The organism is Nocardia wallacei (assembly GCF_014466955.1).
GTDB lineage: Bacteria > Actinomycetota > Actinomycetes > Mycobacteriales > Mycobacteriaceae > Nocardia > Nocardia wallacei.
Genome location: NZ_AP023396.1, coordinates 3,521,758 through 3,535,682, shown reverse-complemented (window position 1 = coordinate 3,535,682; position 13,925 = coordinate 3,521,758). Strand labels below are relative to the sequence as shown.

Below are 13,925 nucleotides of genomic sequence, written 5' to 3'. Positions count from 1 at the left end.
GGCGTCCTGCGTGGTGACGCTCCGCTGCTGTCCCCGGGCCACTCGTGTCGGGCCCACGCCACTGCGCGCAAAGCCCGGAAACCTCGAAAAGTCTACGCGTTGAAGTACTTTGCTTCCGGATGCAACAGGACGAACGCGTCGGTGGACTGCTCCGGATGCAGCTGCAACTCCTCCGACAATGTCACACCGATGCGCTCGGCCTCCAGTAGCGACACCAGTTTCGCGCGGTCCTCCAGGTCGGGGCAGGCGCCGTAGCCGAAGGAGTAGCGGGCGCCGCGATAGCCGAGCTTGAAGTAGTCCTGCACGTCGGCCGGATCCTCCTCCGACACCGAATGCCCTTCCAGCACAAGCTCTTCGCGCACGCGCCGGTGCCAGTACTCGGCCAGCGCCTCGGTCAGCTGCACGCCGATGCCGTGCACCTCGAGATAGTCGCGGTAATTGTCCTGCGCGAACAGCTCGTTGGCGAAATCCGCGATCGGCTGCCCCATGGTGACCAACTGGAACGGCAGCACGTCGACCTGTCCCATTTGCTCCGCGAGGTCCCGGGAGCGGACGAAATCGGCGATGCACAGGAACCGGTCGCGCTGCTGGCGCGGGAAGGTGAACCGGTAGCGTTCCGGTGCGGCGGGATCCGGGGCCTCCAGCACGATCACGTCGTCGCCCTCGGACACCGCGGGGAAATATCCGTAGACGACCGCCGCGTGCTGCAGCACGCCCTCCGCGGTGAGCCGGTCCAGCCAGTACCGCAGCCGGGGGCGCCCGTCGGACTCGACCAGCTCCTCGTAGCTGGGCCCGTCGCCGCCGCGCTGCCCGCGCAGGCCCCACTGGCCCAAGAACAGCGCCCGCTCGTCGAGCAGACCCGAATATTCGCCTACCGCAAGGCCTTTCACCACCCGCGTACCCCAGAACGGCGGCACCGCGACCGGCAGGTCGGCGGCCACGTCCGACCGCTCGGGCACCTCGACCGGAGCCTCCTTGGCCCGGCGCTCGGCGGCGATCCGCTTGGAGCGTTCGTGCCGCGCCTTGCGCTCGGCGGCCTTCTCCCGCTCCGCGACCGCCGCCGGGCTGTCGTCCTCGACCGCGCCGCCGCGCTTGCGGGTCATGATGTCGTCCATCAGCCGCAGGCCCTCGAACGCGTCGCGCGCGTAGTGCACGTCGCCCTCGTACACCTCGGTCAGGTCGTTCTCGACATACGACCGGGTCAGCGCGGCGCCGCCGAGGAGAACGGGGAACTGGCCGGCCATCCCCCGGGTGTTCATCTCCTCGAGGTTCTCCTTCATGACCACCGTCGACTTCACCAGCAGCCCCGACATGCCGATCACGTCGGCCTTCTTGTCGACCGCGGCGTCCAGGATCGTGGCGATCGGCTGCTTGATGCCGAGGTTCACCACCTCGTAGCCGTTGTTGGACAGGATGATGTCGACCAGGTTCTTGCCGATGTCGTGCACGTCGCCCTTCACGGTGGCCAGCACGATCCGGCCCTTGCCGGAGTCGTCGGTGGCCTCCATGTGCGGTTCCAGGTACGCCACGGCCGCCTTCATCACCTCGGCGGACTGCAACACGAACGGCAACTGCATCTGCCCGGACCCGAACAGCTCGCCGACGGTCTTCATACCCGACAGCAGGGTCTCGTTGATGATCCTCAGCGGCGGCACCTCGGCCATCGCCACGTCCAGGTCGGCCTCCATGCCGGCCTTCTCGCCGTCGACGATGCGCCGCTCCAGCCGCTCGAACAGCGGCAGCGCCGCCAGCTCCTCGGCCCGCGACGCCTTGGACGAGGCCGTGGACACGCCCTCGAACAGCGCCATCAGCTTCTGCAGCGGGTCGTAGCCCTCGCGGCGGCGGTCGTACACCAGGTCCAGCGCCGTCTCGCGCTGCTCCTCGGGAATGCGCGCTATGGGCAGGATCTTCGACGCGTGCACGATCGCCGAGTCCAGCCCGGCCTGCACGCACTCGTGCATGAACACCGAGTTCAGCACCTGCCGCGCGGCGGGATTGAGGCCGAAGGAGATATTGGACAGGCCCAGGGTGGTCTGCACATTCGGGTGGCGGCGCTTCAATTCCCGGATGCCCTCGATGGTTTCGATACCGTCGCGGCGCGACTCCTCCTGCCCGGTGCCCAGGGTGAAGGTGAGCGTGTCGATGATGATGTCGCTCTCCTCCAGGCCCCAGTTGCCGGTGATGTCGGCGATCAGCCGCTCGGCGATCTCGACCTTCTTCGCGGCCGTGCGGGCCTGGCCCTCCTCGTCGATGGTCAGCGCGACGACGGCCGCGCCGTGCTCGGCCACCAGCCGCATCGTCTGCTGGAAGCGCGAATCCGGACCGGCGCCGTCCTCGTAGTTCACCGAGTTGACCGCGCAGCGGCCGCCCAGATGCTCCAGCCCCGCGCGCAGTACGGGGGTTTCGGTGGAGTCCAGCATGATCGGCAGCGTGGACGCCGTCGCCAGCCGGCTGGCCAGCTCCGACATGTCGGCGGTGCCGTCGCGGCCCACGTAGTCGACACACAGGTCCAGCATGTGCGCGCCGTCGCGGGTCTGGTCCTTGGCGATGTCCAGGCACTTCTGCCAGTCGCCCGCCAGCATGGCCTCGCGGAAGGCCTTGGAGCCGTTGGCATTCGTGCGCTCGCCGATCATCAGGATCGACGCGTCCTGCTCGAACGGCACCGCGGTGTACATCGACGAGACGCTGGGCTCGTGCCGCGGCTCGCGCGGCGCGGGCGACACCTGCGCCACCGCCTCGGCCACCTGCCGGATGTGCTCGGGGGTGGTGCCACAGCAGCCGCCCACCAGCGCCAGCCCGAACTCGGTGACGAAGCCGTGCAGCGCGGCCGCCAATTCCTCAGGGGTGAGCGGATATTCGGCGCCGTTGGCGCCCAGCACCGGCAGCCCGGCGTTGGGCATCACCGATACCGGCAGCCGCGCGTGCTTGGACAGATGACGCAGGTGCTCGCTCATCTCCGCCGGGCCGGTGGCGCAATTGAGACCGATCATGTCGACGCCGAGCGGCTCGATCGCCGTCAGCGCGGCCCCGATCTCGCTGCCGACCAGCATCGTGCCGGTGGTCTCGACGGTGACGTGCGTGATGATCGGGATGCGCCGGCCCGCCCGCTCCATCGCCCGCCGGCTGCCCGTCACCGCCGCCTTGACCTGCAGCAGGTCCTGGCAGGTCTCGATCAGTACGGCGTCGGCGCCGCCGTCGAGCATGCCCAGCGCGGCCTCGGTGTAGGCGTCGCGCAGCGCCGCGAACGGCGCGTGACCCAGCGTGGGCAGCTTGGTGCCCGGTCCCATCGAACCCAGGACGAACCGGGCGGTACCGTCCGCGGCGGGTCCCATCTCGTCGGCGACCTCGCGGGCCAGCCTGGTGCCGCGCTCGGACAGGTCACGGATGCGGTCGGCGATGTCGTAGTCGGCCAGGTTGGGCAGGTTGCAGCCGAAGGTGTTCGTCTCCACCGCGTCGGCCCCCGCCTCGAAGTACGCGCGGTGGATCTCGCGCAGCACGTCGGGGCGGGTTTCGTTGAGAATCTCGTTACAGCCCTCCAGGCCCCGGAAGTCGTCCAGCGACAGATCCGCGGCCTGCAGCATGGTGCCCATCGCACCGTCGCCGACCACGACACGCCGGGTGAGCGTGTCGAGCAAAGTGGTATCGAACTCGGCGCGTGAGGACAAAGGCATGTACCCAAGGGTAATGGGCCGCTCCGACGGTATTCTTCGGCGCCGCCTCCGGCGTCGCGGTTCGCGGCCCGGCTCGATTCTTCCCTCCTGCGCTCCTCCGCTTCGCTCCCCCGCTCCGTCGGTCCGGAATCGAGCCGGGCCGCGAACGGCAGGTGCCGCGCGCAAGGAGGGCGCTCGGCAGGCGCACGAGTCCTTCGACACGCGCGTTGCTACATATGCCGTGAAGGGTAAGGCCCTCACGCCGTAGGCTGACCGGGTGAACCCCAGTGCATCACCCGATCCGGACCTGCCGACGCTGCGTGATCCGGTGCTCGTGGCCGCCTTCGAGGGCTGGAACGACGCGGCCGACGCGGCCAGCGGCGCCGTCGAACATCTGGAACTGATCTGGGACGCCGAACCACTGGCCGAACTCGACTCCGAGGACTATTACGACTACCAGGTGAACCGGCCGACCGTGCGCCAGGTCGACGGTGTCACGCGCGAGATCCAGTGGCCGTCGACCACGCTGTCGGTGTGCTCACCGCCCGGCAGCAGCCGCGACATCGTGCTGCTGCACGGCATCGAGCCCAACATGCGCTGGCGCAGCTTCTGCCACGACATCCTGGAACTCACCGAGCAGCTCAAGGTCTCGACCGTCGTCATTCTCGGCGCGCTGCTCGCCGACACCCCGCACACCCGGCCCGTCCCCGTCACCGGCACCGCCTACAGCAAGGAGGCGGCCGAGCGGTTCAACCTCGAGCAGACCCGGTACGAGGGCCCCACCGGAATCACCGGCGTACTGCAGGATGCGTGCGTGCGCGCGGGTGTCCCGGCCGTCTCGTTCTGGGCCGCGGTGCCCCACTACGTCTCCCAGCCCCCGAACCCCAAGGCCACCATCGCCCTGCTGCGCCGGGTCGAGGATGTCCTCGATATCGAGGTTCCGCTCGGTGAGTTACCCGCCCAGGCCGAGGACTGGGAGGCCGCCGTCGACGAGATGACCGCGGGCGACGAGGAAGTCAGCGAGTACGTCCGATCGCTGGAGGAACGCGGCGATGCCGCCATCGATCTCAACGAGGCGATGGCCAAGATCGATGGCGACGCCATCGCCGCGGAGTTCGAGAAGTATCTGCGGCGGCGGGGCCCGGGCGGATTCAGCCTCTGAGGCCCGCGACCGCCCCGGGCGCTGCCGACGATGTCAGCACTCCATGGTCCACACCCGCGCCTCCGCCTCCCGGGCCAGCTTCGCGATCAGCAATTCGCGCGGAATCGTCTGGCCGGCAAAGTGATCGAGTGACGGCACCACCACGTGGTGGGCGTCGGCGCGCTTGAGTTCGGCCGTCAGCTCCGCGAACGCGGCGCCGTCACCCTGGGTCGATTCATGGAACGTCGCGGCGAAGCAGAAGCCCTCGTTGGCGGCGAGGACGCACATCGCGTCCTCGAGCTCGTCGCTGTGGCCGTCGGCCAGATCGTCACGCACGTATCCATAGATCAACGCTTGCACCCGAACCTCCGTATGGATGTGGACAGGGACTCGCTGTTCTCATGTCGGTACCGCGTCGTTCGGTAGAGCTGATGCCAGACCGACCGGTACGGCATCGGGCCGGCAAATCGCCCACTTCGAGCATGCGCCACACACAAATGCAATTGCAGATGTCAATCCGGTGACATCTGTATGCCCTATCCGGGCCATCTCGCGTTAACTGGTGGGATACTACATCCGTGGCCGTTGGAGACGATCGACCCGTCTGGGCTGTCAGGATGCGTTCCGAACGCGACGCCAGGGGGTGGTCACAGGCCGAAGCCGTACGCGCCATGCGCGCCAAGTCGTCTCACAATCTGCCGACCGACAGCACGTTGCTACGCAATTGGCGCCGTTGGGAATCGGGCGAATCGCGCCCGGACGATTTCTACGCGCCGATCATCGCCGCGGCCTTCGACACGGTGACCGCGGCCTTCTTCCCCAAGGCCCGGCCCAACCGCGACGACGAGCTGCTGTCCTCGACGGGGATGGACACGCTGGAGTTCATCGGGCGGCTGCGCATGTCCGATGTCTCTTCGGCCACTTTGGATGCGATCCGCATCACCGCCGAGCGGCTGTGCAGCGAATACCCCTGTACCGACCCGCACGAGCTGCATGCCGAGGGCACCGCGTGGCTGCGCCGCATCACCTCGTTGCTGGACGGCCGGCTGACGCTGGCACAGCACCGCGAGGTGCTGGTGCTCGCGGGCTGGGTGGCATTGCTGGTCGGTTGCGCCGATTACGATCTGGGTCGGCGGACCGCCGCGGAGGCCACCCGGCGGGCGGCGCTGTCGCTGGGACAGGAGGCCGAGCACGCCGAAATCATCGGCTGGGGAGCCGAAATGGCCGCGTGGTTCGCCTTGACGCAGGGCAATTACCGCGGCGCGATCGAGGCCGCTGAGGCCGCGCTGGCTACCTCCCAGCACTTAGGTGTCGGCGTACAGCTCGCCGCGCAGCAAGCCAAAGCGTATGCCCGCCTCGGTGATCGCGCCCAGATGGAAGCCAGCCTGAAACAGGGCCGAGCGATCTTGGAGCAACTCGACCACCCCGCCGATCTGGACAACCATTTCGTCGTCGACCCGCAGAAGTTCGACTTCTACGCCATGGATTGCTCGCGGGTCGCCGGGGACGATCGGCTCGCGGAAGCGTATGCACAGCAGGTGATCCGGAGTTCGACCGGGCCGGACGGCGCTCTGCGCAGGCCGATGCGGGTATCGGAGGCGCATCTGACCCTCGCCGTGGTGGCGGTGCGCGACCGGGAGCTGGAGCTGGCCGTCGACGCGGGCATGCGGGCCTTCGCCGGGAAGCGCCGGTCGCTGCCGTCGCTGCTGTGGATCGCCGGAGAGGCGGCGCGGGAGATGATCGAGCGGTTTCCCGGCGATCCCCGTACCCACATGTACCTGGACCAATTGCGTTCGCTCGCGAGCTGAGCACGGCGTGGCGGGCGGCGGCGGCGCGCCGAGGCCGGGGACGGCGGCGGGCTGTCGGTGGCCGGTACTACTCTCATCCCGGTGACCGAGTCCGCTGAAGGATTGCTGCCCGACGCCACCGCCTTGGAGCGCGGTCGCGTCGTGTTCGCGCCACTCGGGCTCGACGGCTCGGCCGAGCCCGTCCCGCTCGACGGATCCGCCCTCGGCGACCGGCTGCGGCTGTTCTCCTTCGCCACCGCCGAGAAGCGCGGCGAATACCTGTGGGTACTGCGCGCTTTCGACCACGCCCGCGCCGCGTACGTGGTGCTGCTGCACGCCAGCGACGTCGCCGACACGCTGACCAGATTCCCGGAAGCGCCGCGGCTCACCGCCACCGAGGTCGGTCCACTGCTCGAGCAACTGCACCAGTGGGGTGTGCTGGAGCGCAGCTACGACGGCAGCCGCGCCGCCACCCTCGCCGAGTATCGCAACCGGCACTTCGTCTATCAGTTCTCCCGCTCCGGATATCAGGCCTACCGGGCGGTCGCGGAGGTGCTGGGCGCCCGGCTGGACGAGGCGTCGCTGTCGCGGCTGGTCCTGCCGGAGTTGCTGGCCGACCTCGAGGCGCTGGCCCGCGCCAACCGCACCGGCGACGCCGAACGGGTGTACCGCATCCTGAAGCGGCTCGACACCGCGCTGTCCGAGTTGGCCGACCGCGCCGCGCACTTCTACCTGACGCTGGGCGACCTGGTCCGCACCACCGAGGCCACCCCGGAATCGTTTCTCGCGCACAAGGATGCGCTGTTGGCGCACATGCGCGAGTTCAGTATGGATCTGGCCCGCTTCGCGCCGCGGCTGGCCGCGGCCATCGCCGAGGTGGAGGACACCGGCGTGGCCGAGCTCATCGCCCGGGCGGGCGCCTGCGACGAGCGGGTGCTGCTGAGTGTGCCCGAGCGCGAGGCGGATTGGCGGGCCCGCTGGCAGGGCCTGCGCGGCTGGTTCGTCGCGGCGGCGGCGGAGGTCACCGCGGGCGAGGGCGCGCCGGGCACCGAGGCGGAGCGGTTGCGCGAGGCCACCATGAGCGCGATCGCCGCGGTGCTGTCGCTGTTGCGGCGGGTCACCGAGACCCGCAAGGGCGGGGTGAGCCGGGAGTCCGCGCTGCGGCACCTGGCGGGCTGGTTCACCGCAGCGCCCACCACGCAGAGCGCGCACGCGTTGTTCGACGCCGTGTTCGGGCTCGGCCGGCCGCGCCACCTGGCCATGGAGCATCCCGACGCCGACATCGTCCCGCCGAACCGATCCTGGTGGGACGCACCGCCGTTGGAGATCGCCCGCACCCTCGCCGAGACCGGTCGGCCGCCGTCGCCCGGCGCCCCGTCCCGCATTCAGCGCAACGACGCCGGTGTCCGCCGCCTGCGCCAGGAGCAGCTCGAGGCGCAGCAGGCCCGCGCCGCCGCCGCCCGCTCGCTGGCCGCGGCCGATGTGCACGACCGGCAACTCGACGAGCGCGAGACCGAGGTGCTGCTGCGACTGCTGGATGCGGCGTCCACGGCGTGGGTACCGGTCAGCGGGCGGGTGAGCGGCACCACCGGATCCGACAGCGGGGTGACGCTGACGGTCCGCGAGCACTCCGGGTCCACCGTGGTGCGCACGGCCCGCGGCCTGCTGCACCTGAACAACCGCCGCCTCGAGGTGCGCGAGAACACCCGCGCCCGTACCGGATCCGGACGGTCGTGATGCACGCGCGCACCATCGACCCGCTCGCCCTGGACAGCTATCAGCGCGCCGCCCGGGTGATTTTGGCCAACCACCTGGTCACCCGCACCTTCCCCGATCGGATCGCGCTGCCGCTGCTGCGGCGCTGGGCGACCGAGCTGCGCGAGGATCTGGCCGAGCTGTTCGGCTACCGGCTGGAGGTCACCGAGACCACGGCGCGGCTGTTCCCGGTACAGGACCGTCTCGACGCCGGGCGGCCCGCGCGCACGCCTGCCGAGCGGGTCTTCGATCGCCGCCGCTACGCCTATCTCGCCTTGGCACTGGCCGCGCTCGGCCGGGCCGGTGCTCAGATCACGCTGTCGGAGCTGGCCGATCAGGTCGCGTCCTACGCCACCCGGGTCGAGGGCCTGGAGCTGACCACCGACCGCGCCGCCGACCGGGACGCGTTCGTCGACGCCATCGCGTGGCTGGCCGCGCGCGGCGCCCTGACGCTGGCCGACGGCGACGCGGGCGGCTGGGCCGCCGATCCGGAGGCGGGCGAGGCGCTCTACGACATCGACCGCTCGGTGGTGTTCGCGATCTTCCGGCCCCCGCGGGTGCTACAGCATCTGCACAGTGTGCACGGCCTGCTGACCGACGAATCCGACGCCGCGCCGGGCCGTCCCGCGCCGCAGACCCGCGCCGCCGCCGCGCGCCGGGTGCGGCGCGCCCTGGTGGAATTGCCGGTGGTGTACGCCGAGCGGTTGCCCGAGGACGAACGCGCCCTGCTGGGCACGGAGAAACTGGTAGCCGAGGTCGAGTTGCTCACCGGCCTGCGGGCGGAGCGGCGGGCCGAGGGCGTGGCGCTGATCGACGTCTCGGGCCGCTTCTCCGATGTCCGCTTCCCCGGCACCGGCACCCTGGCCCAGGTGGCGCTGCTGCTGATCGGCGAGATCGCGGATCTGGTGCTGGATATCGACAATCCGGTGCCCCGGCGTCCGCTGCCGCCGCCGGACACCGCGCTGGCCGCCCAGCTGGACGCCGCCATCCCGGCCTCGACCGTGTTCACGCCGCTGGTGGTCGACTCCGAACCCGATGCCGCCGAGGCGGATTCGGGCCGGGCCGCCGAGGAGACCGAGATTCCGGAGCATCCGGTCGTGCGCCTCGCGTGGGTGCGCGAGACCGTGCAGGCGCTCACCGAGCGCTACGGCTCCACCTTCGCCGCCCAGTGGCAGGCCGACGCGCCCGGGCTCACCCGGGAGGTGGTCGCGCTGCTCGAGCGTCTGCACCTGGTCGAGGTCCTCGACGAGGAGCTGGTGGTGCTGCCCGCGCTGGCGCGTTACCGCGGCGCCGTCGTCACCGTGCGGACCCGGGCGGAATCCGAATTGTTCGCCTCGGCGCGCAAACTCGGCGCCCACGCGCAACCGGAACAAGGGAAGGGGACGGCGTAGCTGATGGAGTCCATTCATGGTGGCGTGCGGTTCGTTCCCACCCGGGCGGGAATCGTCAATCTCTGGGACTACCGCGACCAGGAGTTCTGCTTCGCCGACGGGCGGCTGGTGCTGCGCGGGCCGAACGGGTCCGGCAAGACCAAGGCCCTGGAGGTGCTGTTCCCCTTCGTGTTCGATGGGCGGATCGAGCCGCGCCGGCTCAACCCGTTCGCCGGTGAGGAGCGGACGATGAAGTCGAACCTGCTGTACCGCAAGCAGGAGTCGGCGTACTCGTATGTCTGGATGGAGTTCGCGCGCGGGCGCTGGGACGACCCGGAGGTCGTGACCGTCGGCATCGGCATGCGCGCGACCCGTTCCTCGGACAAGGTCACCCGCTGGTACTTCGTCGCCGACGGCCGGGTGGGCGTGGACTTCTCGCTCATCGGCCCCGACGACCGGCCGCTGACCCGCAAGCAACTCGCCGAGCAGATCGGCACCGACGCCATCACGGATCGGCCGGTCGACTATCGCGCGGCCATCGACGCCCGCATGTTCGGGCTCGGGCTGCAGCGCTACGACCAGCTGATCAATCTGATCCTCACGCTGCGCCGCCCGCAGCTGGCCAAGAACCTCGATCCGCGCGGGCTGTCGCAGGCGCTCACCGACGGCCTGCGCCCGCTCGACGATCAGCTCATCCTGGACGCGGCCCGCTCGTTCAGCGATATGGAGGAGGTCGGCCGCACCCTGGAGGGTCTGGTCCAGGCCGACACGGCGACGCGCGCATTCGTCGACGTCTACCGCAAATACCTGGGGGTGCAGGCGAAGTCGGATGTCGAGCAGGTGCGCGGACGGCTGGAGACGGTCACCCACACCAGCACCGCCCTGTTCGCCGCCACCGCGCTGCGCGAGCGCCGCGAGGCCGAGCGCGCGGCCGCGGAGACCCGCGCCGAGGAGGCCGACCGCGCCTACGAGCAGGCCCTGGCCGACCGCGAGACACTGCAGCGTTCCAGCGCCTACGAGGGCAAACAGCAACTCGACGACCTGGCCGACGCCGTGCGCCGCCTGGAGACCTCCGCCGCCGTGCACCGCGACAAGGCCACCAAGGCCCAGCAGGCCGTCGACCAGCGCGCCGCGGAGGCCGAACGCGGCCGGGCCGCCGTCGAGGCCGCGGCCGCGGCATTGTCGCGCGGCGAGGACGAACTGCGCGCCGCCGCCGAGGAGGCCGGGATCGCCTGGGCCGCACTGCCGGAGCAGGCCCGCGCCGAGCAGCTCACCACCACCGTCCGCAGCCACGCCGAGGAGCGCGACGCCGACGTGCGCGCCGTCCGGCAGGCCCTGTCGCTGGTCGACACGGCCGCCGCCGACCGGGGCCGCACCGAACGCGCCGCCCAGCGCGCCGGGGAACAGCGGGACGCGGCCGCCGCCGCGCTGGCCGAAGCCGAGGCGTCGGTGACGCTGGCCCGCTCGAATACCGCCGCGGCACTGCGGGAATGGTGGGAGGAGCATCGCGAGGTGCTGACGCCCGTCCGGTCCGGCCTGTTCGAGGCGTTGGACGCGGCGCTGGCCGAGGCGGGCGCCGATACCGCCACCACCCTCCCCGAGGTGCTGGCCGAGCGCACCGAACCGCTGACCGAGGACCTCCGTGCCCGCCGCCAGCAGGCACGTGCCGCCGCCACGCAGGCCGCCGAACGCGCGGCGGCACTGCGCGCCGAGCACCGGCAGGTAGCGGCCGAACAAGACGACGCCCCACCACTTTCCGCCGCCCGCACCGATACCCGCGACGGCCGCGCGGGCGCACCGCTGTGGCGGCTGGTGCGCTTCGCCGACGATGTCGGCCCCGAGCGGGCCGCCGCCGTCGAGGCCGCGCTGCAGGGCGCGAACCTGCTCGACGCCTGGGTGAGCGCGGCGGCCGACCTGCCGCCGCACGAATCGGACCAATTCCTGGTACCACTGCCTCCGGCCGCCCGTCCCGCGGGCCCGACGCTCGCGGACGTGCTTGTCGTGGAAGAGGATTCCGCCGTGCCCCGGCAGCTTGTCGCGGACGTGCTGGCCTCGATCGCCTTCGGCGACATCGAGTCCGATCCCGCCACGCGGGCGGCGGTCGGAGCAGACGGCCGCTTCCGCCAGGGCGTGCAGGTGGGCCGCCACACCAAGCCGCACGCCGAATTCATCGGCGCCACCGCCCGCGCCCGGCGGCGTGACCTGCGGCTGGCCGAACTCACCACCGCGGTCGAATCCGCCGAGCAGGACGAGGCCGCCGCCCGAGCCGAGGAGCAGGCCGCCACCGCGGAACTCGCGCGAATCTCCGCCGCCGCCAAGGCCCTTCCCCGCACCCACGGCGTCACCGCGGCGTTGCGGGCGGTCTCGGAGGCCGCGGGCATGCTGCGTTCCCGCTCGGAGACCGCGGCACAGGCCGAACGCGATCTCGATCAGGCAGTGGCCGAGTTCGGCGCCGCGGACAAGAAGGTGCGCGCGGTCGCCGCCGCCCACCGAGCGCCGCGCGACCCGGCCGAACTCGACGCCCTCGCCGCCGCCATCCGGCACTTCGAGAACACCGGCACCGCCCTGCTGCGGCTGCGCGGCGACCATCAGCGCGAGCACGAGCGCGCCCGCGAGGCCGACGACCGCCTCGCCGAATCCCGCGATCTGGCCGAGGCATTCGCCGAGGAGGCCGAGGCCGCCCGCGCCGGCTACGAGGAGCAGCTGCGCAAACTCGAGACGCTGCGGGAGGCGCTGGGCGCCGGAGCCGCCGATATCGACCGCGACCTCGAGCAGGCCCGCGCACGCATCGACGCCGCGCGCGCCGAGCAGAAGGCGGCGCGCAAGGCCGCGGCCGACGCCATCGAGGGTGTGGGCACGGCCGAGGGCGCCTACCGGGCCGCCCACGATTCGCTCGGCACCGCCCTCACCGAACTGCTCGCCGACGTGAAAAAGCTTGCGCCGTACGCCCGTCCGGACTTGCTCAGCCTGCTCGGCGCTCCCGAGAACAGCCGCTGGCCCAGCAGTGACGCCGCCTGGTCGACCCCCGAGCAGCTGCTGTACCGCATCGAGACGACCGGTCCCGGAGGTAACGAACTGCGAGTGCTCCCCGACGACGTGCACGAGCTGTTCGAGAATCTCTCCGCCGCGACGTCCGGGGTGCGGGCGGGCGAGGCGGCCCGCAAGTCCACCCGCAGCGCGGTGACCTCCGCCCTGCAGGAATTCGACGCGGCGCTGGCCGCCGCCCGCCAGGACTACCGCCTGCAGTGGGACGCCGCCGACGGCCTGACCGTGGTCCAGGTGCACGACGATCAGGGCGCGGCCGCGCTCGCCGACTTCGCCGACCGCATCGCCGCCGCGCGTTCGGACCAGGAACTCCTGCTCACCGACGCGGAGCGCCGCATCCTGGAGGACGCGCTGCTGACCGGACTGGCCCAGCAGATCCACGAACGCACTTGCGACGCACGCGATCTCATCACCCGCATGGGTTCCGAGATGAAACAGCGCCGGATGTCGTCGGGCAACACCATCGGCGTGCACTGGGTGCTCGCCGACAACCTGTCCGAGTCCGCCCGCGCGGTGTGCAAACTGCTCGACCGCGACGCCTCCGATCTGGCCCCCGAGGACCTGGCGACCATCCGCGCGCATTTCGCCGCCGAGATCCGCGCCGCCCGTGCCGCGCACCCGGAGCGCTCATACCCCGAAATCCTCGCCACCACACTGGATTACCGCACCTGGCGGGTGTTCTCGTTCACGCTCGTCACCGCCGACGGCACCGAGGACCGGCTGACGGTGGCCCGGCACAGCGCCCTGTCCGGCGGTGAGCAGTCGGTGTCGCTGCACCTGCCGCTGTTCGCGGCCGCGCACGTCATGCTGGATTCCGCCGACCCGCAGGCCCCGCGCCTGCTGGCACTGGACGAGGCGTTCGCCGGTGTCGACGACAACGGCCGCAGCGAATTGCTGGGCCTGTCGGTCGATTTCGATCTGGATCTGTTCATGACCGGCTACGACCTGTGGATCACCTACGACCACGTACCCGCCTGCGCTCACTACGACCTGGCGCATTCGGCGGCCGAGAACACCGTCAGCGCGACGCTGCTGGTGTGGGACTCGAAGGATCTGCTGGCCGAACACGACGGCTCGGATCTCACCGCGGCCCTGGGCTCGCCGAATCGCCGCCGCACCCCGCACACCGTCGAGGGCGGCATCACCTTCGACGAGGCGCTGGCGCCGAGTTCCTGAC

At 71.0% G+C, this 13,925-nt stretch carries 7 protein-coding genes; 5 read left to right on the top strand and 2 right to left on the bottom strand.

Translation table 11 applies throughout. From position 1 onward, the window contains the following. Window positions 1-92: 92 nt before the first annotated feature. Window positions 93-3,671, bottom strand: a complete 3,579-nt coding sequence (gene metH, locus NWFMUON74_RS15670) for a methionine synthase (protein ID WP_187688514.1) — start codon at window positions 3,669-3,671, stop codon at window positions 93-95. Window positions 3,672-3,927: 256 nt separating this feature from the next. On the opposite strand from metH, the gene NWFMUON74_RS15665 reads away from it, so the two are divergent. Continuing rightward, a complete protein-coding gene (locus NWFMUON74_RS15665) occupies window positions 3,928-4,812 on the top strand; it encodes a PAC2 family protein (RefSeq protein ID WP_187688513.1) in 885 nt (294 codons plus the stop codon). Between the two features lie 33 nt (window positions 4,813-4,845). Here NWFMUON74_RS15665 and NWFMUON74_RS15660 read toward each other — a convergent pair whose 3' ends face one another. Then, the gene (locus NWFMUON74_RS15660; RefSeq protein WP_232111045.1) at window positions 4,846-5,127 is read right to left on the bottom strand and encodes a hypothetical protein; all 282 of its coding nucleotides are present in this window, start codon (window positions 5,125-5,127) and stop codon (window positions 4,846-4,848) included. 281 nt (window positions 5,128-5,408) lie between these two features. Here NWFMUON74_RS15660 and NWFMUON74_RS15655 point away from each other — a divergent pair, with 281 nt between their 5' ends. From NWFMUON74_RS15655 to NWFMUON74_RS15640, 4 genes are all read left to right on the top strand, one after another. Beyond that, window positions 5,409-6,599, top strand: a complete 1,191-nt coding sequence (locus tag NWFMUON74_RS15655; protein ID WP_197987020.1) for an NsdA family TPR-like regulatory protein — start codon at window positions 5,409-5,411, stop codon at window positions 6,597-6,599. Between the two features lie 213 nt (window positions 6,600-6,812). Next, a complete protein-coding gene (locus NWFMUON74_RS15650) occupies window positions 6,813-8,315 on the top strand; it encodes a TIGR02677 family protein (RefSeq protein ID WP_187689185.1) in 1,503 nt (500 codons plus the stop codon). After that, a complete protein-coding gene (locus NWFMUON74_RS15645) occupies window positions 8,315-9,724 on the top strand; it encodes a TIGR02678 family protein (RefSeq protein WP_187688511.1) in 1,410 nt (469 codons plus the stop codon). Before NWFMUON74_RS15650 ends, NWFMUON74_RS15645 begins: the two co-directional genes overlap by 1 nt. A 3-nt stretch (window positions 9,725-9,727) precedes the next feature. Beyond that, window positions 9,728-13,924 (top strand): TIGR02680 family protein, encoded by a 4,197-nt coding sequence (locus NWFMUON74_RS15640; protein ID WP_187688510.1) that lies wholly within the window; start codon window positions 9,728-9,730, stop codon window positions 13,922-13,924. Window position 13,925 lies beyond the last annotated feature (1 nt).